The organism is Bradyrhizobium sp. SZCCHNRI2009 (assembly GCF_032485115.1).
Taxonomy (GTDB): domain Bacteria; phylum Pseudomonadota; class Alphaproteobacteria; order Rhizobiales; family Xanthobacteraceae; genus Bradyrhizobium.
This window is the reverse complement of record NZ_JAUEUH010000001.1, coordinates 1,075,990-1,095,124: the sequence shown is the minus strand read 5'-3', so window position 1 is coordinate 1,095,124 and position 19,135 is coordinate 1,075,990. Positions and strand designations below refer to the sequence as shown.

Here is a 19,135-nt window from a genome sequence, read left to right as displayed (position 1 = left end):
TGATCTGAGAAGCATCGGGGTCGTTTTTGCCTTGGGCACGAGATCCATCCTCAAGGCGCGGACACGCTGCGGCGTCCACCACCCCTTCGGCACGCGTCCCGCGCGTTAACGTCTGCTCATTGCGAATCGGCGAGAACGGAACAACCATTGCGAGCAATGGACCGGTTCTGTGGAGGAAACACTTGCAAAGCAGCGTCGGCTCCCGTGCCTTCCAGAACGCAAGGCTGCAAAAGCGGGCCAAGAAACAGGCGGACGTGCTGTTGCCGGCGGCGGTCAAGGCCTACCGCGAAGGCCGGCATCCGGAGGCTCAGGCCCTGTGCCAGCAGATCCTGCAGGACCTGCCGCAGCATTTCGGCGCTCTGCATCTGCTCGGCGTCTCCGAACGGGACTGCGGCCGTTTCGACCAAGCCGTGCTCGTCCTGGCACGCGCGATCGAGGTCGACCCGCGCTCGGCCGAAGCCCAGTCCGATCTCGGCCTGTCGCTGTTCCGGCTCGGCCGCTACGACGAGGCTCGCACCTGCTACGAACGCGCCATCGGACTCCAGCCGAACTTCCCGACTGCGCTCACCAATCTCGGCAATGCGCTGATGAGCCTGTCGCGTTTCGACGAGGCGATATCAGCGCACGACCGCGCCATCGCGCTGAAGCCCGGCTATGGCGACGCCCACGCCAATCGCGGGATGGCGCTGCTGCTCACGGGCCGGTACGAAGACGCCGGTCAGAGCTTCGATCGCGCGCTCGCGCTGCAGCCGCGGCTGCTGACGGCCCTGTTCGGCAAGGGCCTGGTCAGCATGAACCTGCGGAACTTCGATACTGCAGTGGCCGCGCTGACGTCGGCGCTGGCGATCAATCCGACTGCGGCCCCTGCTCTCGCCCAGCGCGGGCGAGCCTATCAGGAGCAGGGCAAGTTCGACGAGGCGGAAGCCGATTTTGACGCGGCATTGGCCCTCGAACCGCTGCTGGAAGACGCCCTGCGCGGCAAGGCCACGGTTTCGCTCGTCCGCGGCAACATCGCCCTGGCGACCTCGCTCATCGACAAGATGCTGGCGCAGAATCCGAAGCAGGAGAGCGCCTGGACCCTGCTCGGGGTCTGCTCCGCGATGCAAGGCGACATCGCCACGGCGATTGCGGACTACGACCGCGCGCTCGCGATCAACCCGGACTACGAGGACGCGATCACCAAGAAGATCTTCGCGCTGGATTTCCTGCCCGACGTCGGGGTCGAACGTCTCCAGGCAGAACGGAGACACTGGTGGGAGGCGATCGGCGCGCGGTTGCCACGTCTGCCGCTCGGCGAGCGGAATCTGGACCCGGATCGGCGCCTTGTCGTCGGCTACGTGTCGTCCGATTTCCGCGAGCATTCGGCGGCGCTCGGCTTCCTGCCGATCCTTCGCCATCACGATCGGGCCAGGTTCGAAATCGTCGGCTATTCGTGTTCACCGACGAGGGACGCCAAGACCGAGCTGTGCCGTTCGCTGGTCGATCGCTGGGTCGAGGCCTGGCAGTTGATCGACGACAAGCTCGCCGAGCAGATCCGGGCCGACAAGATCGACATCCTCGTCGACCTCTCGGGACATTCCGCCGGCCACCGGCTCACGCTGTTTGCGCGCAAGCCTGCCCCGATCCAGGTCTCGGCCGTCGGCAGCGTCACTGGCACCGGATTGCCCGTGATGGATTATCTGCTGGCCGATGCGGTGACGATTCCGGCCGCGGTCCGGCATCTGTTTGCCGAAAAGATCTACGATCTGCCGTCGCTGATCACGATCGAACCGCCGCCTCCAATTCCGCCGTCGCCGCTGCCGATGCTTCGCAACGGCCACGTCACCTTCGGCTCGTTCAATCGCGCCGACAAGTTTTCGGAGCCGACTCTGGCTCTATGGTCGAAGCTGATGGCTGCGACGCCGGGCTCGATGATCGTCGTCAAGAACCATGCGATGAACGATCCCCTGCTGCGCGACGGCTTGATCGCCCGCTTCGTCGCCCACGGCATCGCCGCGGAACGCGTCCGTTGCGTCGGAAAGACGTCGCGCGAGGAGCATCTTGCGACGTTCGCCGATATCGACATCGCACTCGATCCGTTCCCGCAAAACGGCGGCATCTCGACGTGGGAGGCACTGCAGATGGGCGTGCCTGTCGTCACCAAGCTCGGCAGCACCCCCTCGGCACGGGCGGGCGGCGCGATCGTCAAGGCAGTCGGCCTCGACGCGTGGGTCGCCGATGACGACGAAGGCTATCTCGCGACAGCGCTGAAATTCTGCTCGCGGCCCGGCGAGCTTGCCTCGCTCCGTGCCGAGCTGCCCGCCAGGGTGTTGAATTCAGCCGCCGGAAACGGCGCGCTCTACACGCAGCATGTGGAACAGGGATACCGGACGTTCTGGCGTGACTATTGCGCACGAGCGACGACCGGCTAGCGCTCGAATCAGATCTCGTCGGGCCGGCACAGCGTCGCGCCCGTGCGCCGTTCGACCCATGCCGACGCTTGCGGTGCATCGACGACGCAGTCCGGCCGATCCATCGTCGGCTCGCCGGGACGATCCTTCCAGCGTGCGCCCGATCACGGAATTAACCCGTCATTCACCACGATCCTCATCCGGCCGGAACGATGCAATTTGCTTCAAATTGTCTGGCCAGGGAGACGGGACATGACCAAGCTGATGGACCTCGACGATCAGATCGAGCGGGCCGAGCGGCTCGAGCGGAGCATCACCGACGCGCTGACGATCGAGCGGCTGCGCCAATTCGCGGCCGGGTGCCGGTGCGAGCGCGAGCGGCTGTCGCAGCACCAGCAGCGCGCGGCCTGAACAGGCGCGACGACCTGCAACGCAGCCGTGGTCAACGGGCTGCCCGCTACGGAGCTCGGCGAGCGCACGCTGTCATGAGCAGGTCGTCACCATGTTGGTGCAGAGCTGCCGGGTCCAGCCGATGCCCTTCTTGACGCGGATCTGGGCGAAGTCGCCGAAGCAGCCGAGCAGCTCGACCGCCTGGTCACCGCTCGCATGCGGGTCGAGCTTCGCGCTCGATGTGGCGTGATCGCGGTAGATCGCCGCGCCGTTCTGCAGGCCACCGGCGCCGACGATGCTCCGATGCAGGAAGCCCCTGCCCTGAAAGATCACGGTCTCCTTGCCCTGATCGACGTCGTTCAGCATGGCCCGGTCGATCTCGAACCAGTCGCCCTGCTGCGCGACGAGATGCACGACGATCCAGCCATCGCTGGTCGGATTTTTCAGGACCTTGACGATGCTGCCGCCAGGCTCGGCACGGACATTGGCACCATTCGGATCGCGGTCGGTGACGTCGGCCTCGACGTTGCAGGCTTCGCGATGCGGCGCCTGCGCAGTGGCAATGCCCGGCGCGATGAGCATTGCGGTCAGCAGCAGAATTCTCGTCAGCATTGAACGGTCACCGGCCTCCGATCCGTCCCGCATTGGTCGCGCGGCCGACGCCGCGGTTCAACACCGAGCAAATGGCGGCGACCAGCCGAGCTCACGGCAACCGCCGATCAGGTCTATCCCGAGGACATCATCGAGATGCTCGGGCATGCGGAGGTCTGGTGAGAGGCGCTACAGCCGACCGCCCGCGAGTGCGGCGGCGCGCGGCCGGCCGACGTCGTCCAGCGCCTGCGGCATCGGCGAGACCGGAAACACCGCGTTGATCTGGCCCGTCCCCGATGAGGGGAAGAACGGCGTCACCACCTCGACGCCGCGGTCGTAGTGGTTCCAGCCGAGCGCGCCCAGCAGCATGGCGGTATCGTGCATGAAGCCCTCGCCATGTCCCTTGCTGGCATATTCCGGCAACATGTCGCAGAAATCCGGCCACTCGCCGTGCTCCCACATCTGGATCACCTCGTGGTCGAGCCGCTCCAGGAACGGGCTGAACATCCGGTCGCGATACTCGTCGGCGGTGCCGTTCTGGGCAAAGCGATGGCTCAGCGAGCCCGAGGCGAAGAAGGCCACCGTGCCGTCGTAATGATCCTCGACCGCGCGGCGGAACGCCCAGCCGAGCTTGGCGCTGTCGGCGAGATAATGCGAGGTGCACAGCGCCGAGACGGAGACGACCTTGAAGTGGCGGTCGGGGTTCATGTAGCGCATCGGCACCAAGGTGCCGTATTCCAGCGCCAGCGACGTCGCATCGTGGGCCATGGTGGCAACGCCATGGGCGTTGGCGCCCTCGGCGAGGATGTGGCCCAGCTCCGGGTTGCCGTCGTATTCATAGGTCATGTTGGCGATGAAGTGCGGCAGCTCGTTCGAGGTGTAGAGCCCCTCGAAATGCGGCGCGCAATTGATGTGGTAGCCGGCATTGACCAGCCAATGGGTGTCGAACACGACGATGGTGTCGACGCCGGCCTCGCGGCAGCGCCGGCCGATCTCGATATGACCGTCGATCGCCGACTGTCGCTTGCCCTTGGCCGGACCATCCAGCTCGCTGAGATACATCGACGGCACGTGCGTGATCTTGGCCGCCAGTGCGAGCTTGCCCATCCTCTCGTCTCCCTTCCGGTCGTTCCCCCGGCCGGCATCGCCGACCGTTTGCTTGGAAGGCAGATTACCCCTGCAGCTCCGCGAAAAAAAGGGCCGCACGCGCGGCCCTTCCTTGGCGTCCGATCCATCGTCTGTCCCATGATCATGGGACGGAAAGCCACGAGATGCGGTCACGCCGCCTTGATGTCGATGGTCTTGGCGGCCTTCTGTACCTCGGGCTTCTTCGGCAGGGTGACCTTGAGCACGCCCTGCTTGAACACGGCCTCGATCTTGTCGGTGTCGACGCCGTCGGGGATCTGGAAGGAGCGTTCGAACGAGCCGAAGCTGCGCTCACGGACGTAATAGTCCTTCTTCTTCTCCTCCTTGTCCTCCTGCTTCTCGCCCTTGATCGAGAGCACGCCGCTCGCAACCTTCACCTCGACGTTCTTCTCGTCGAGGCCGGGCAGCTCAGCCGTGACCTCATAGGCATTGTCGTGCTCGGCGACGTCGACCGCCGGCGCCACGGCAAAGGACCGTGCGCGGGCCAGGCTCGGCAGTTGGTCGAACAGCGACGGCGTGCGCCAGATCCCGCCATGGAAGTCCTCGAACACGCGATCGATCTCGCGGCGCAGGTTCTCGAACGGCCGCCACCCCTGCATGGATGGCGCACCTGCCTTCTCGGTGTTGACGGGCAGCTTGGTAGGTTCAGCCATAACATCATCCTCCTGCTTCACGCGAGGATCGGGTCCGCAACGGCATGGGCGCGACCGATTTCGTTGATCGGCCGGCATCCGCTCCCTCGCGCTTGACGGGAAAAATATAGCCGGCACGCCCGGGTTCCAGATTGATTGCGATCAAATCGCTGAGCGGCTGGACGGGTTCGGATCGGCGCGGCAGCCCCTCCAGATCTCTTTCGGTGCCGCGGCCTCCACAGCCGAAGAGCCGTACAGGAAGAGCCTTGGAGATGGTGAACCGGACGTTAACCCGGACGGTTCGCGCGACGCCTGAGGAAAGGATGCAGAAAGCCTTACGGTGCAAGGTCTTAGGCCCGATTGAGGAGGTGCGATCGCAACGCCCCGCGGGACCCTCCGACCGCCGGGCTGGGCGGCCGGCGCGTTCACAAACATTGCCCGCTTAACAAATTTTCCAGTCCCAGCAGAGAAGGTGTCAACTCAACAATTCACCACAGGTTTCATGACCGTGACATCCTTCGGACGCGTGATCTCGGTGCGGGGCTCCCAGGCCCGCGTCGGCATTCTGTCGACACAGCAGATGAACGTCTCCGATATCCGCGCGACAGTCGGCCGTTTCATCAGCATTCGCTGCCCGAGCGCCACGATCATTGCGATCATCACCGAGGTGACCAGCGAGGACCTCTCGCGTGCCAGCGAATACGTCGCGACGGCTTCGGTAGACCTGCTCGGCGAGATTCTCGGGCCGGCCGAACGGCCCAAGTTCCAGCGCGGCGTCACCCACTACCCGACCATCGGCGACGCCGTCGACATGATCACCAGCGAGGAGCTGCGCACGATCTACACGCCGACCGCCGGCGACCACATCGACATCGGCGCGCTGCAGCAGGACACCTCCGTACGCGCCTGTGTCAATGTCGAGGAAATGCTGTCGAAGCACTTCGCTGTGCTCGGTTCGACCGGCGTCGGCAAATCGACCGGCGTGTCGCTGCTGCTCAACGAGATCCTGAAGGCGCGGCCGAACCTGCGTATCTTCCTGCTCGACGTCCACAACGAATATGGCCGCTGCTTTGGTGAAAAGGCGCTGGTGCTGAACCCGCGCAACCTGAAGCTGCCGTTCTGGCTGTTCAATTTCGAGGAGATCGTCGACGTCCTGTTCGGCGGCCGACCGGGCGTGCCGGAAGAGCTCGACATCCTGGCAGAAGTGATCCCGCTGGCGAAGGGCATCTACACCCAATACCAGAACACGGACCGCATCGGGCTCAAGCGCATCGACCCGAAGACCGTCGGCTACACCGTCGATACGCCGGTGCCCTACCGCCTCGTCGACCTGATCAACCTGATCGACGAGCGCATGGGCAAGCTCGAGAACCGCTCCTCGCGCATCATCTATCACAAGCTGATCTCGCGGATCGAGACGGTACGCAACGACCCGCGCTACGCCTTCATGTTCGACAACGCCAATGTCGGCGGCGACACCATGGCCGAGGTCATCAGCCACCTGTTCCGCCTGCCGGCCAACGGCCGGCCGATGACGGTCATGCAGCTCGCCGGCTTCCCGGCCGAGGTGGTCGATTCCGTGGTCTCGGTCGTGTGCCGCATGGCGTTCGATTTCGGCCTGTGGAGCGACGGCGTCTCGCCGCTGCTGTTCGTCTGCGAGGAAGCGCACCGCTACGCCTCGGCCGACCGCTCGATCGGCTTCGGCCCGACCCGCAAGGCGATCTCGCGCATCGCCAAGGAAGGCCGGAAATACGGCGTCTATCTCGGCCTGATCACCCAGCGGCCGGCCGAGCTCGACGCCACCATCATCTCCCAGTGCAACACGCTGTTCACGATGCGGCTCGCCAACGAGCGCGACCAGTCGCTGCTGCGTTCGGCGGTGTCGGATGCCGCCGCCAACCTGCTCTCCTTCGTTCCCTCGCTCGGCACCCGCGAGGTGCTGGCGTTCGGCGAAGGCGTCGCGCTGCCGACCCGGCTGCGCTTCAAGGAGGTGCCGCTGCATCAATTGCCGCGCAGCGAGGCGACGATCGCCACCGTCCGCTCGGTGAATGCCGGACATGACATGCATTTCGTCAGTGCCGTGCTGGAGCGCTGGCGCGGAGCGACCTCGAGCCGGGACGCGTCGAGCGGCGACAGCGGCGCCGGCAACCTCGGAGATCGCGGCAGCCTGTCCGCCTCGCTGGACGCGCCAATGCTGCAGCCGTCGATGGGTCTCGACCCGGACCGCTTCTCGCTGCTGAAGAAGCCGCTGCGCTAGACCCGGCGGCGGCCCTCCTCAAATCCCGATCGACGACGGCTGCCAGGGAGGCGTTGCGGGCGCTCCACCACTGGCGGGTGATGGACCGAGCTGGCCCGTTGCGCCTGCGCCGCGATCGACTAAGGTTCGCCCCCTGCCACGCATGCCGGACCCGTTGCCATGACCCAGCCCGCCATCAGCCGCTTCCCCGTCCCCGCAATCGATGCGCTGCCGGACGACATCCGCACCCGCCTGCTCGGCGTGCAGGAGAAGAGCGGCTTCGTGCCCAACGTGTTCCTGACACTTGCGCACCGGCCGGACGAGTTCCGCGCGTTCTTTGCGTATCACGACGCGCTGATGGAGAAGGACGGCGGGCTGACCAAGGCCGAGCGCGAGATGATCGTGGTCGCGACCTCGAGCGCCAACCAGTGCCAATATTGCGTGATCGCGCACGGCGCGATCCTGCGCATCCGCGCCAAGAATCCCCTGATCGCCGACCAGATCGCGATCAACTACCGCAAGGCCGACATCACGCCACGGCAGCGGGCGATGCTCGATTTCGCGATGAAGGTGGCGCTCGAGGCGCAAACGGTCGGGGATGCCGATTTCAAGGCGCTGGCCGGCCACGGCTTCGGCGACGACGATATCTGGGACATCGCCGCGATCGCGGCGTTCTTCGCGCTGTCGAACCGGATCGCGAATGTCACGGGCATGCGGCCCAACGACGAGTTCTACCTGATGGGGCGGCTGCCGAAGACCAAGTGAGACGATCAGTCGTCCGACGCCGGCCCGCACCAGCCCGGCAGATAGACCGCGTCGTGGCTCTTTGCGGCCGCCAGCGCGTGCTCCATGGCGGCGGCGAAATGGGTCTCGACCGTCTTGCGCTTGACCTTGCGGCGCAGGAAGTCGGCCCATAGGAACTCGCTGAACGGCGTCGTGTCCTTGGCAAAGCCGCCGGCGCGGCGCAGCTCGCCGGCCAGGCTGCGGAAGGGATCGTCCTTCAGATTCGCGACGGACTTCGGCAGGTCCTTGAAATGCCGCCGCTCGCCCTTGGCGTCGTAAGGATAGACCCAGCGCTTGTTGTCCATCACGCCCCAGAACGCCTCGCGATCGACCATCGAGAGGTCGCCGATCACCGTGACCAGCACGTCCTTGACGCCCTCGTCATGGAGCGCGCGGGCGAGGTGATGGTGGTCGACGACGTAGTGCCGCTCATCGGGACCAAGCACCACCGGGATCATGTGCTTGCCGAGCAGCTCGGCCTGCTTCTTCTTCGACTTGTGCTCGCGCCAGCGCTCGCGTTTCTCCTTCACCTCGCGCATGCCCACGGTCATCTGCGTCGGGCGCAGGGACAGGATCGGCACGGGATGAAGCAGCGGCTCGCGGGTATTGGCCATGGCTGGGCTCCGGGGGATGATCAGCATTATGCCACGCCTGCCGAGCCATTCCAGCGCATCTGCCCGTAGCTGCGACGCCGTTCGGACCGGCCGCGGCAGGTTCCAATCACCCGCGGAGCGGGCGCCGATTGGATGCATCCGAGGAGCGAGATGCTTTGCTGATGCAGCTCAATTATGGCAAAGTTTCTTTGTGAGAGGTTGGGCCCGCGTGCTAGAAAGGACCATCGGAGTCGAGGCATGAAGTCCCAGCGCCCCATTGCAGCGGAGGAAGAGCATCGCGTGGTGCCGTTCCGGCCGCGCAGCAGTCCGGTGCGGCGCGTCACCGAGGGCGGCAGTCCGCCGATTCAGCTGCATCGGGGCGAGCGGCCGACACTCGATCTCTCCCGGTATGAGCAGCCGCGCGAGGAGCCCGATGACTTCCGTCACCGCATCCTGGCCAACATCGCCGCCATCGCCTTCACGGTCGCGTTGACCGCGATCGGCATCTGGCTGGCGATGAGCATTGCCGACCTGCGCAAGACCCAGGACTGCCTGCTGACCGGACGGCGCGACTGCGCCCGCATCATCACCGAGACCTACACGCCCTGATCCCCCTGCTGGACGCGGCTGCCGCGGCCGACGAGGCATCACAATCCCGCCACAACCGCCGTGTCCGGCTCCATTGAACTCACCGCGTCGCTCCGATATACGGGCACACGACTCCCGGGCGACGGGGGTAGAAGGGCTCGCATCAGACGGCCCCGGGGGCGCGGTGTCCTCCCGTCGCCACCTACCGGATTAGCTCCAAAATATCAAAGGCTTAGTGATGTCCTCAACATTCGATCAGGTCGCCACGATCATCGCTGAAACCTGCGACATCCCGCGCGACACGATCACGCCGGATAGCCATGCCATCGACGATCTGGGCATCGACAGCCTCGATTTCCTCGACATCGCATTTGCGATCGACAAGGCCTTCGGGATCAAGCTGCCGCTCGAGAAGTGGACGCAGGAAGTCAACGACGGCAAAGCCAGCACCGAGCAGTATTTCGTGCTGAAGAACCTGTGCGCCCGCATCGACGAGCTGGTCGCCGCCAAGGGCGCGTGAGCGCCCGCCATGCAGATCGAATACTTCCTGCTCATCGACCGCATTCTCGATCTTCGGCTGGACGAGAAGACCATCACCGTCGAAGCCAAGGTCCCCACCGAAAGCACGATCTTCGAAGGACATTTCCCGGGCTATCCGATCATGCCCGGCGTTCTCCTGATCGAATCGATGGCGCAGACATCGGGCTGGCTGCTGCTCGCGCTGATGAAGTTCGAGCGGATGCCGTTCCTTGCCGCAGTCAAGGAGGCCAAGATGCGCGGCTTCGTGTCGCCGGGCGAGGTGCTGACCGTCGAGGCCAACGTGCTGCACGAGGGCTCCGGTTACGCCATGACCGAAGCGCGCGTGAAGGTCGGCGGCAAACTGCGTTCGAATGCGACCATCACTTTCAGTCACGTCCCCTTCCCCAATCCGGAGCTGCGCGGACACATGGACGCCGTCGCCGAGCGCGTCGGCTTTCCGCAACAGGTCCTGCAGCGATGAGTGAGACGACAGCCGTGACCTCCGAACCCGTCGAAGTCTGGATCACCGGTATCGGTCTTGCGACCTCGCTTGGCGAGGGACTCGATGCGAACTGGGACGCCCTCAACTCCGGCCAGATCAACGTCGATGAGCAGGGTTTCGCGCCCTACATCGTGCATCCCTGGGCCAAGGTGAATCTGGAAGCGCAGATCCCGAAGAAGGAGCAGCGCCAGATGGAGGCGTGGCAGCGCATCGGCACCTATGCCGCCGGGCTTGCGCTGGATTCCGCCGGCCTCAAGGGCAACAAGGACATCCTGTCGCGGATGGACATGATCGTCGCCGCGGGCGGCGGTGAGCGCGACATCTCCGTCGACACCGCGATCCTCAACGCGGAAGCCCAGGGCAATTGCACGCCCGGCTTCCTGAACGATCGGCTGATGAGCGACCTGCGCCCGACCCTGTTCCTGGCGCAGTTGTCCAACCTGCTCGCCGGCAACATCGCGATCTCGCACGGCGTCTGCGGCACCTCGCGCACCTTCATGGGCGAGGAGGTTGCGGGCGTCGACGCGTTCAAGATCGCTTTGGCCCGCATCGCCGGCGGCCAGAGCGACATCGCGCTGGTCGGCGGCTCGCACAATGGCGAGCGCAAGGATCTGCTCGTGCTGTACGAGTTCGGCGACTACAATCTGAAGAACGAATTCAAGCCGGTCTGGTCCCGCAAGGACCATCCGGGCTTCGCGCTCGGATCGGCCGGCGCGTTCCTGGTGCTGGAATCCAGGCCGCATGCCGAGGCCCGCGGCGCCAAGCCGCTGGCCCGGCTCAGCAAGGTCGTCGCCGACCGCGCCCGCCGCAAGGAGGCAGGCGCGGTGACGGGAACGCTGGACCGTCTGTGGTCGGCGCTCGACGTCCACGAGGCCCCCGGCGCCATCATCACCGGCGCGACCGGCGCCGAGCCGGTGACGTCGGAGGAGCGCGCATTCCTCGACCATCACAAGGCGTTCGCGGTGCGCTCGAGCGGGACCCGCTTCGGCCATTCGATGGAGGCGCAGTTCGCGCTCGGTCTCGCGCTCGCTGCGCTCTCGATCTCGCGCGGCGCGCTGTTCGCGCCGGGTGACGCCTCGGGCGTGGAGACCGACATGAAGGATGCTCCGGCCCAGATCGTGGTGGTCGGCGCCGGCCATTACCGCGGCGAAGGCATGGCCTTGGTCGAAGCAGTCAAGTGAACGCGGCACGGCCTTAAGAAGACACGACGGGGGACATCATGAGTGTACGCGACAAGTTTGGACGCCCCATCGTGGTCGTGACCGGGATGGGCATCGTCACCTCCCTTGGGGCCGGCAAGTCCGATAACTGGAACAAGCTCGTGGCCGGCGAGTCCGGAATCCGCACCATCACGCGGTTTCCGATCGACGGCTTGAAGACGACCATGGCCGGCACGGTCGATTTCGTCCCCGTGGCGCCGTTCACGTCGACGGGACTGTCCGAGCGGCTCGGTCACATGGCTGTCGAGGAAGCCATCGCGCAGGCTGGAATCGGCAGCAAGGGCGATTTTCCGGGCCCGCTGTTTCTCGCCGTGGCGCCGGTCGAGATCGAGTGGCCCCAGCGTCTGGAGCTCGCGCACGAGGTAGGCGGCACTCAGTTCACCTATGACGACCTGCTGAAGGTCTGCGGCGGCGGCAAGTTCGTCAACTATCACCACCGCTTCCTGTTCGGCTCGGTCGCCGATTCGCTGTCCGACACCTTCGGCACCAAGGGCTCGCCGATCTCGCTGTCGACCGCCTGCGCCTCCGGCGCGACCGCGATCCAGCTCGGCGTCGAAGCCATCCGACGCGGTGAGACTGACGTCGCGCTATGCGCCGCCACCGAAGGCTCGGTCAATCCGGAAGGGCTCGTGCGCTTCTCGCTGCTGTCGGCGCTGTCGACCCAGAACGACCCGCCGCAGGCCGCCTCCAAGCCGTTTTCCAAGAACCGCGATGGCTTCGTGATGGCCGAGGGCGCCGGCGCGCTGGTGCTGGAAAGCTACGACGCGGCCGTGGCGCGCGGCGCCAAGATCCTCGGCGTCGTCGCTGGCTGCGGCGAGCTGACCGACTCCTTCCACCGCACCCGTTCCTCGCCGGACGGCAAGCCGATCATCGGCTGCATCCGCAAGGCGCTCGCCGATGCCGGCATGGCCCCTGAGCAGATCGACCATATCAATGCCCACGGCACCGCCACGCCCGAGAACGACAAGATGGAATATGTCGGCGTCTCCGCCGTGTTCGGCGAGCACACCAGCAAGATTCCAGTGTCGTCGAACAAGTCGATGGTCGGCCACACGATCTCGGCAGCCGGCGCGGTCGAGGCGATCTTCTCGCTGCAGACGCTCGAGCATCAGCGCATTCCGCCGACCATCAACTACGACATTCCGGATCCCGCGATCCTGTTCGACGTCGTCGGCAACAAGGCCCGCGATGCGCGCGTCACCACCGTGATGTCGAATTCGTTCGGCTTCGGCGGCCAGAACGCCTCGCTGATCCTGACGCGCGAACCGGCCTGATCCGCCGCTGCCATCGATGAGTCTCCTGCCCCTCCGGACCAAGCTCGTGATCCGCCGAGCCGTGAAGTCGGCCGGGGCTTCCGCCGTCGGCGCGCTGACGGTCGGAATGCTCAGGACCACGCGCTATTTCGACCCGCAGAAGACGGCCGACCGCTTCGCGCGCATTGCGCAGATGATCGGGCCACGTCTGCGCGAGCAGCGCATTGGTCGCGACAATCTCACCGCGGCCTTCCCGGAGAAATCGCCCGAGGAGATCGAGAGAATCCTCGCCGGCGTGTGGGACAATCTCGGCCGCGTCGGCGCCGAGTTCGCCCATCTCGACAAGATCTGGGATTACGACGAGGCGCATCCCGAGCGCAGCCGGATCGAGCTGTCGCCGCGCACCCATGAGCTGTTTCATCAGCTCCGTCTCGACGGCAAGCCAGCCCTGATCTTTGCCAGCCATCTCGCCAATTGGGAGATGCCGGCGCTGGCGGCGGTCGCCCATAAGCTCGATACGGCGATCCTTTATCGTCGACCCAACATCGCCGCCGCCGACCGCATCATCCAGGAGATACGGCAGGTCAAGATGGGCACACTCGTCCCGGCCGGCCGCGATGCGCCGCTGCGGCTGGCACAGGCGCTCAAGAACGGCCAGCACGTCGCCATGCTGGTCGATCAGTACCTGACCGGCGGCGTGGAGGTCACCTTCTTCGGCCGCAAGACCCGCGCCAATCCGATGCTGGCCCGTCTGTTACGCCAGGTCGAATGCCCCGTGCACGGCGTCCGCATCATCCGCCTTCCCGGCAATCGCTTCCGCGCCGAAGTATCGGAGGAAGTGAAGCCGGTACGGACGGCCGACGGTGAGATCGACATCCAGGGCACGACGCAGGCGGTCACCGACGTCGTCGAGAGTTGGGTCCGGGAATATCCCGAGCAATGGCTCTGGCTGCACCGGCGCTGGCGGTAGTCGGCGCCCGGGCAAATTCCACCACGAGGAAGTGGGACTGCAGCATCTTCTACCGCTGACGGGCCATTCGAAGAAAACTCTTACCTCTTCCATCGCCGCTCGCTACCTTTGCCGTGTATCCGACGGCTGTTCGGAAGCTCCAGGGAGGACAAGCGCGAATGTTTTCGCACGTGATGATCGGCACCAACGACCTCGACAAGGCCAAGGCCTTCTACGACAAGCTGCTGGGGACGCTGGGCGTGCGCCCCGCCAGGGTCGACGGCCACCGCATTTTCTACATCACACCGACCGGCATCTTCTCGGTGTCGAAGCCGATCAACGGCCAGCCCGCGACCCCTGCCAATGGCGGCACCATCGGCTTTGCCTGCAGCTCGCCCGAACAGGCCGACGCCTGGCATGCGGCGGGGCTCGAAGCCGGCGGCACCACCTGCGAAAACCCGCCTGGTGTTCGTGAAGGTTCGGCCGGCAAGCTGTATCTCGCCTACCTGCGCGACCTCGACGGCAACAAGCTCTGCGCGATGCACCGGATGACGTGATCGATCTCAACCGATTTGTCAGATCAAACCAAGCGATCAAGTCTCGTCATTCCGGGGCGATGCGCAGCATCGAACCCGGAATCTCGAGATTCCGGGTCTGGTGCTTGCGCACCATCCCGGAATGACGGGAGTCATCACCTGCCCGTCTTCACCTTGGTCCAGAGCCGGTTGATGATCCGCTGCGTCGCCGGCTCACGTGCGGTGATGACGAACAGCTTCTTCAAGGTCGCGTCGTCCGGATAGATGTTCTTGTCGCCAAGGATCTTCGGGTCGATCAGCTTCTGGCTGGCCAGGTTGCCGTTGGCATAGGACAGGAAGTCCGAGTTCTTGGCGGCGACCTCCGGGCGGTAGAGGTAGTTGATCAGCGCATACGCCTCAGCCACGTGCGGGGCGTCGGCGGGAATCGCAAAATTGTCGAAGAACATCTGCGCCCCCTCTTTCGGGATCGCATAGCCGATCTCGGCGCCGTTCTTCGCTTCCTCGGCACGGCTCCTCGCCTGCATGATATCGCCGGACCAACCGACGACGAGGCAGATCTCGCCGGTGGCGAGCGCGCTCAGATATTCCGACGAATGAAACTTGCGCACCGATGGCGCGACCTTGCCGACCGCCTCGGCCGCCTTCTCCAGGTCGGCCTGCCTGGTCGAGTTCGGGTCGATGCCGAGATAGTTCAGCGCCGCCGGAAAGATGTCGTCGGCGGAATCCAGCATGTGGACTCCGCAATCCTTGAACTTGGCGAGGTTCTCCGGCTTGAACACCATGTCCCAGCTGTCGATGCGCGCGCCGGGACCCAGGATCTTCTCGACCGCCTTGACGTTGTAGCCGATCCCGGTCGTGCCCCACATGTAGTTGACGGCGAACTGATTGCCGGGATCGTAGGTGGCGAGACGCTCGGTCACGACAGGCCAGGCATTGGCGAGATTCGGCAGCTTCGACTTGTCGAGCGGCTGGAAGATTTTTGCCTTGATCTGGCGCTGTAGGAAGTACGCGGTCGGCACCACGACGTCGTAGCCGGATTTGCCGGCGAGCAGCCGCGTCTCCAGGGTCTCGTTGGCGTCGAACGTGTCGTAGACCACCTTGATGCCGGTCTCCTTGGTGAAGTCGTCAAGGACACCGGGCGCCATGTAGTTCGACCAGTTGTAGAAGTTGACGACGCGCTCCTCGGCGCGCCCCGCCGGTACGGAAAGCGTCAACGCCGCGACGGCCAGCGCCAGAGCCGAACCCATGCAGCCGCGCGTCATCACTTGTCTCCTAGCGCCGGTGGATGGCGTCCGACAGGCGCTCCAGCGCCGTATCCAGGGTTGCGTCCTTCTTGGCAAAGCAGAACCGCACCACGGAGGTCACGGCATCCGTCTCGTAGAACGCCGACACCGGGATGGCGGCCACCTTGTAGTCGTGGACGATACGGCGGCAGAACTGCTCGTCGGTCTCGTTGAGGCCGAGCGGCGAAAGGTCGACGGTCAGGAAGTAGGTTCCCTGCGCCTTCAGCACGGGAAAGCCCAGGCTTTCGAGACCGGCCGTGAGCCGGTCGCGGCTGCGCGCAAGCTCGCTGCGCATGTTGACGAAATAGTCGTCCGACTTGCCGAGGCCGTAGGCGACCGCGACCTGCAGGTTCGGCGCGGTCGTGAAGGTCAGGAATTGATGCACCTTGGCGGCCACGCGCAACAGATGCGGCGCGGCGCAGACGAAGCCGATCTTCCAGCCCGTCAACGAGAAGATCTTGCCTGCCGAGCCGACCTTGATGGTGCGGTCGCGCATCCCGGGAATCGCGATCAGCGGAATGTGCGCGCGGCCGTCGAACACGACGTGCTCCCACACCTCGTCGCAGATCGCGACCGCGTCGAACTCCTGGCAGAAGCGTGCCAACAGCTCGAGGTCCTCGCGCGGGTAGACCACCGCGGCCGGGTTGAGCGGGTTGTTGAACAGTACCGCCTTGGTCTTTGGTGAGAACGCCTGCCGCAGCATCTCCTCCGAGAGCCGCCAATGCGGCGGCTCGAGGCGGACGAGGCGCGGAATGCCGCCGGCCTGGCGGATGATCGGCAGATAGGAATCATAGACCGGCTGAAAGCAGATCACCTCGTCGCCCGGCTCGACCACCGACAGGATCGCCGACGTCAGCGCTTCGGTGCCGCCGGAGGTGACCATGACCTCGCTCATCGGATCGAGATCGAGCTTGTGCCAGTGCTTGTAGTGCGCGGCGATGGCCTGGCGCAGCTCCGGCAGGCCCATCATCGACGGATACTGATTATAGCCGTTGAGCACCGCGTCGGCTGCGGCGCGGCGGATATCCTCCGGGCCCGGATCGTCGGGAAAGCCCTGCCCCAGATTGATGGCGTCGTTGTCGCGCGCGAGCTGCGACATCTGCTCGAAAATGGTGACGGGCAGGTCGGCGAAGACCTTGTTCTGCGAGATCATGATCGCCTGTCAGCCGCCGGTCCTGGTCGGCAGGCCGGCCGCCTTCCAGCCGAGCATACCGCCCTGGAGATGCTTGTCGTAGGGCAGCCCGGCGGCCTGCGCGGCGAGCGATGCCGTCACCGAGCGCTTGCCGGAGCGGCAGGCGAACACGACGTCCTTGCCTTGGGGATCCGGGATCAGCTTCGGGTCGAAGCCCGACAGCGGAACGACGACGCCGTCGGGATAGGCTTCCGCGGAAACTTCATTCGGCTCGCGCACGTCAACCAGAAGAATTCGCCCTTCCGCGATCCCCTGGGCCACGTCCTGCGGGGTCAAATCGTGCACAACAGCCACGCCCATCCTCCAAGCCTTCAGCGGGGCCGTATCGGCCCTGATCCGGCCGCCAAACTCACCCCAGACGCTGCGAAAATCAAGCGCTTCGGCACGCTGACGGGATGGGTCTCGAGCTCAGATCGTGACCTGGGTGCCGACCTCCACCACCCGCCCGCTCGGGATCTGGAAATAGTCGGTCGCATCGTTGGCGGAGCGGCTCATCGAGATGAACAGGTGATCCTGCCAGCGCGGCATGCCTGAATGCGCAGCCGGCTTCAGCGCACGGCGCGACAGGAAGAACGAGGTCGACATGATGTCGAACTGCCAGCCGAGCTTGCGCGCGATCGCCAGGGCGCGCGGCACGTTGGGCGATTCCATGAAGCCGAAGCGCAACGTCACCTTGGAAAACGTCGGACTGATCTGCTCGAGGCGAACGCGTTCGGACGGCTCGATGCGCGGCGTCGGCGCGGTCTCGATCGTCAGGATCACGTTCTTTTCGTGCAGCACCTTGTAGTGCTTGAGGCTGTGCATCAGCGCGGTCGGCGCGCTCAAGGGATCGCTGGTCAGGAACACGGCCGTACCGGCCACCCGCTGCGGCGGACGCTTCTCAAGCATGGTCACGAGATCGGCGAGCGGGAATTCGAGCTTGCGCGACTTGTCGAACAAGAGCCGGCTGCCGCGCCGCCACGTGTACATCAGCGTCATCACGAAGCCGCCCAGCGCCAGCGGCACCCAGCCGCCTTCGAACACCTTCAGGAGGTTCGCCGCCAGGAAGGTCAGGTCCAGGAACAGGAACGGCGCAATCAGCGCGGCGGCCGCGAACGGCGACCACCGCCAGACCTTCCAGATCACGACGAAGCCCATCATGGCCGTCACGACCATGGTGCCGGTGACCGAGATGCCGTAGGCCGAGGCCAGCGCGCTGGACGACTTGAACATCAGCACGAGCAGCATGACGGAGATCAGCAGCAGCTTGTTGATGCGCGGAATGTAGATCTGGCCCGAATGCGCTTCGGAGGTGTGACGGATCTCGAAGCGCGGCAGCAGGCCGAGCTGGATCGCCTGCCGGGTCAGCGAATAGGCACCGGTGATGACGGCCTGGCTCGCGATGACGGTCGCCATGGTGGCGAGCGCGACCATCGGGATCAGCGCCCAATCCGGGAACATCAGGAAGAACGGGTTCTCGATCGCCTTCGCGTCGGCGATCACCAGCGCCCCCTGCCCCAGATAGTTGAGCGCCAGCGACGGCAGCACGATGAACAGCCAGGCGGTCTGGATCGGCCGCTTGCCGAAATGGCCGAGGTCGGCATACAGCGCCTCGGCGCCGGTGACGGCCAGGAACACCGCGCCGAGCGTGATGAAGCCGATGATCCCGTGATGCAGCATGAAGGTCACGGCATGCAGCGGGTTGATCGCCCACAGCACCTCCGGATGGTGCAGGATCGGCGGCAACGCCGCGATCCCGATCACCAGGAACCAGATCAGCATGATCGGGCCGAAGAACGCCGCCACCTTGGCCGTGCCGCGCACCTGGACCGCGAACAGCATGACCAGGATGATGACCGTGAGCGGCACGACGTAGGGATCGAACGCCGCCGTCACCAGCTTGATGCCCTCGATCGCCGACAGGACGGACAGGGCCGGCGTGATCACCGCGTCGCCATAGAACAGCGCGCCGCTGACGATACCGAGCAGAACGATGACGCTGGCGCCGCGTGTGACCGCGCGCTGGGCGAGCGCCATCAGCGCCAGGGTGCCGCCCTCGCCGTGGTTGTCGGCGCGCAGCAGGATCACGACGTATTTGAGGGTCACGACGACGATGAGAGCCCACAGGATGAGCGAGATCACCCCCATCACGGCGTGAGGCGCAGGTTCGCCGCTGCTGCTCGCAGCCATGACCGCTTCGCGCAACGCGTACAGCGGGCTGGTGCCGATGTCGCCATAGACGACACCGATGCTTCCCAGTGTCAGCGCCGCGAAGCTCGCCGTGGAATGGGCGTTGCCATGCCCGTTGGTCGCCGGCGCTTCCGCGGGCGTAGCTGCGACGTCGACTGTCATG

The 19,135-nt window shown here is 65.3% G+C and carries 19 protein-coding genes; 11 read left to right on the top strand and 8 right to left on the bottom strand.

Annotated elements, in window-relative coordinates:
- Positions 1-182: 182 nt before the first annotated feature.
- A complete protein-coding gene (locus tag QX041_RS04930; RefSeq protein WP_316164593.1) occupies positions 183-2,411 on the top strand; it encodes a tetratricopeptide repeat protein in 2,229 nt (742 codons plus the stop codon).
- A 231-nt stretch (positions 2,412-2,642) separates the two neighbouring features.
- Entirely contained in the window at positions 2,643-2,801 is a 159-nt protein-coding gene (locus QX041_RS04925; RefSeq protein WP_316164592.1) for a hypothetical protein, read from the top strand.
- 72 nt (positions 2,802-2,873) lie between these two features.
- On the opposite strand, the gene QX041_RS04920 is transcribed toward QX041_RS04925, so the two are convergent.
- The 3 genes from QX041_RS04920 to QX041_RS04910 form a co-directional block, all read right to left on the bottom strand.
- Positions 2,874-3,392, bottom strand: a complete 519-nt coding sequence (locus QX041_RS04920) for a hypothetical protein (RefSeq protein ID WP_316164591.1) — start codon at positions 3,390-3,392, stop codon at positions 2,874-2,876.
- Positions 3,393-3,560: 168 nt separating this feature from the next.
- A complete protein-coding gene (gene hpaD, locus QX041_RS04915) occupies positions 3,561-4,478 on the bottom strand; it encodes a 3,4-dihydroxyphenylacetate 2,3-dioxygenase (RefSeq protein ID WP_315827378.1) in 918 nt (305 codons plus the stop codon).
- Between the two features lie 170 nt (positions 4,479-4,648).
- Entirely contained in the window at positions 4,649-5,170 is a 522-nt protein-coding gene (locus tag QX041_RS04910) for an Hsp20/alpha crystallin family protein (protein WP_316164590.1), read from the bottom strand.
- A 481-nt stretch (positions 5,171-5,651) separates the two neighbouring features.
- Here QX041_RS04910 and QX041_RS04905 point away from each other — a divergent pair, with 481 nt between their 5' ends.
- Together QX041_RS04905 and QX041_RS04900 are read left to right on the top strand one after the other, a co-directional pair.
- Positions 5,652-7,406 carry an ATP-binding protein gene (locus QX041_RS04905; protein WP_316164589.1) on the top strand — a complete coding sequence of 585 codons (1,755 nt, stop codon included), beginning with the start codon at positions 5,652-5,654 and terminating at the stop codon, positions 7,404-7,406.
- A 159-nt stretch (positions 7,407-7,565) separates the two neighbouring features.
- Positions 7,566-8,150, top strand: coding sequence for a peroxidase-related enzyme (locus QX041_RS04900; protein ID WP_315714487.1), 585 nt, complete (start codon positions 7,566-7,568; stop codon positions 8,148-8,150).
- Between the two features lie 5 nt (positions 8,151-8,155).
- Here the strand turns inward: QX041_RS04900 and QX041_RS04895 are convergent, their stop codons facing one another.
- Positions 8,156-8,782, bottom strand: coding sequence for a ParB-like protein (locus QX041_RS04895; protein ID WP_315714488.1), 627 nt, complete (start codon positions 8,780-8,782; stop codon positions 8,156-8,158).
- A 237-nt stretch (positions 8,783-9,019) separates the two neighbouring features.
- Between QX041_RS04895 and QX041_RS04890 the strand changes: the two genes are divergently transcribed.
- The 7 genes from QX041_RS04890 (at position 9,020) to QX041_RS04860 (ending at position 14,349) form a co-directional block, all read left to right on the top strand.
- Positions 9,020-9,370, top strand: a complete 351-nt coding sequence (locus tag QX041_RS04890; RefSeq protein WP_315714489.1) for a hypothetical protein — start codon at positions 9,020-9,022, stop codon at positions 9,368-9,370.
- A gap of 217 nt (positions 9,371-9,587) precedes the next feature.
- Positions 9,588-9,869: an acyl carrier protein gene (locus tag QX041_RS04885; RefSeq protein ID WP_006609130.1), complete on the top strand. Its 282-nt coding sequence runs from the start codon at positions 9,588-9,590 to the stop codon at positions 9,867-9,869.
- Positions 9,870-9,878: 9 nt separating this feature from the next.
- Positions 9,879-10,349, top strand: coding sequence for a 3-hydroxyacyl-ACP dehydratase FabZ family protein (locus QX041_RS04880; RefSeq protein WP_315714490.1), 471 nt, complete (start codon positions 9,879-9,881; stop codon positions 10,347-10,349).
- Positions 10,346-11,551, top strand: coding sequence for a beta-ketoacyl-ACP synthase (locus QX041_RS04875; protein ID WP_315714491.1), 1,206 nt, complete (start codon positions 10,346-10,348; stop codon positions 11,549-11,551). Before QX041_RS04880 ends, QX041_RS04875 begins: the two co-directional genes overlap by 4 nt.
- A gap of 38 nt (positions 11,552-11,589) precedes the next feature.
- Positions 11,590-12,864: a beta-ketoacyl-ACP synthase gene (locus QX041_RS04870; RefSeq protein ID WP_409977896.1), complete on the top strand. Its 1,275-nt coding sequence runs from the start codon at positions 11,590-11,592 to the stop codon at positions 12,862-12,864.
- Between the two features lie 16 nt (positions 12,865-12,880).
- Complete coding sequence (locus QX041_RS04865; protein WP_316164588.1) at positions 12,881-13,813, top strand: lipid A biosynthesis lauroyl acyltransferase; 933 nt, start codon at positions 12,881-12,883, stop codon at positions 13,811-13,813.
- A 158-nt stretch (positions 13,814-13,971) separates the two neighbouring features.
- Positions 13,972-14,349 (top strand): VOC family protein, encoded by a 378-nt coding sequence (locus tag QX041_RS04860; RefSeq protein WP_315714493.1) that lies wholly within the window; start codon positions 13,972-13,974, stop codon positions 14,347-14,349.
- 134 nt (positions 14,350-14,483) lie between these two features.
- Here the strand turns inward: QX041_RS04860 and QX041_RS04855 are convergent, their stop codons facing one another.
- From QX041_RS04855 to QX041_RS04840, 4 genes are all read right to left on the bottom strand, one after another.
- Positions 14,484-15,590 carry a polyamine ABC transporter substrate-binding protein gene (locus QX041_RS04855; protein WP_316164587.1) on the bottom strand — a complete coding sequence of 369 codons (1,107 nt, stop codon included), beginning with the start codon at positions 15,588-15,590 and terminating at the stop codon, positions 14,484-14,486.
- Positions 15,591-15,600: 10 nt separating this feature from the next.
- A complete protein-coding gene (locus QX041_RS04850; protein WP_315714495.1) occupies positions 15,601-16,764 on the bottom strand; it encodes an aminotransferase in 1,164 nt (387 codons plus the stop codon).
- A gap of 9 nt (positions 16,765-16,773) precedes the next feature.
- The gene (locus tag QX041_RS04845) at positions 16,774-17,103 is read right to left on the bottom strand and encodes a rhodanese-like domain-containing protein (RefSeq protein ID WP_315714496.1); all 330 of its coding nucleotides are present in this window, start codon (positions 17,101-17,103) and stop codon (positions 16,774-16,776) included.
- Positions 17,104-17,211: 108 nt separating this feature from the next.
- The gene (locus QX041_RS04840; RefSeq protein ID WP_315749695.1) at positions 17,212-19,134 is read right to left on the bottom strand and encodes a potassium transporter Kup; all 1,923 of its coding nucleotides are present in this window, start codon (positions 19,132-19,134) and stop codon (positions 17,212-17,214) included.
- Between the last annotated feature and the right edge of the window lies 1 nt (position 19,135).

Coding starts and splice junctions, on each gene's coding strand:
- QX041_RS04845 (WP_315714496.1), bottom strand. CDS start 17,103: ATGGGCGTGGCTGTTGTGCACGATTTGACCCCGCAGGACGTGGCCCAG.
- QX041_RS04925 (WP_316164592.1), top strand. CDS start 2,643: ATGACCAAGCTGATGGACCTCGACGATCAGATCGAGCGGGCCGAGCGG.
- QX041_RS04895 (WP_315714488.1), bottom strand. CDS start 8,782: ATGGCCAATACCCGCGAGCCGCTGCTTCATCCCGTGCCGATCCTGTCC.
- QX041_RS04870 (WP_409977896.1), top strand. CDS start 11,590: ATGAGTGTACGCGACAAGTTTGGACGCCCCATCGTGGTCGTGACCGGG.
- QX041_RS04905 (WP_316164589.1), top strand. CDS start 5,652: ATGACCGTGACATCCTTCGGACGCGTGATCTCGGTGCGGGGCTCCCAG.
- QX041_RS04890 (WP_315714489.1), top strand. CDS start 9,020: ATGAAGTCCCAGCGCCCCATTGCAGCGGAGGAAGAGCATCGCGTGGTG.
- QX041_RS04880 (WP_315714490.1), top strand. CDS start 9,879: ATGCAGATCGAATACTTCCTGCTCATCGACCGCATTCTCGATCTTCGG.
- QX041_RS04865 (WP_316164588.1), top strand. CDS start 12,881: ATGAGTCTCCTGCCCCTCCGGACCAAGCTCGTGATCCGCCGAGCCGTG.
- QX041_RS04840 (WP_315749695.1), bottom strand. CDS start 19,134: ATGACAGTCGACGTCGCAGCTACGCCCGCGGAAGCGCCGGCGACCAAC.
- QX041_RS04900 (WP_315714487.1), top strand. CDS start 7,566: ATGACCCAGCCCGCCATCAGCCGCTTCCCCGTCCCCGCAATCGATGCG.
- hpaD (WP_315827378.1), bottom strand. CDS start 4,478: ATGGGCAAGCTCGCACTGGCGGCCAAGATCACGCACGTGCCGTCGATG.
- QX041_RS04920 (WP_316164591.1), bottom strand. CDS start 3,392: ATGCTGACGAGAATTCTGCTGCTGACCGCAATGCTCATCGCGCCGGGC.
- QX041_RS04875 (WP_315714491.1), top strand. CDS start 10,346: ATGAGTGAGACGACAGCCGTGACCTCCGAACCCGTCGAAGTCTGGATC.
- QX041_RS04910 (WP_316164590.1), bottom strand. CDS start 5,170: ATGGCTGAACCTACCAAGCTGCCCGTCAACACCGAGAAGGCAGGTGCG.
- QX041_RS04850 (WP_315714495.1), bottom strand. CDS start 16,764: ATGATCTCGCAGAACAAGGTCTTCGCCGACCTGCCCGTCACCATTTTC.
- QX041_RS04860 (WP_315714493.1), top strand. CDS start 13,972: ATGTTTTCGCACGTGATGATCGGCACCAACGACCTCGACAAGGCCAAG.
- QX041_RS04855 (WP_316164587.1), bottom strand. CDS start 15,590: ATGACGCGCGGCTGCATGGGTTCGGCTCTGGCGCTGGCCGTCGCGGCG.
- QX041_RS04885 (WP_006609130.1), top strand. CDS start 9,588: ATGTCCTCAACATTCGATCAGGTCGCCACGATCATCGCTGAAACCTGC.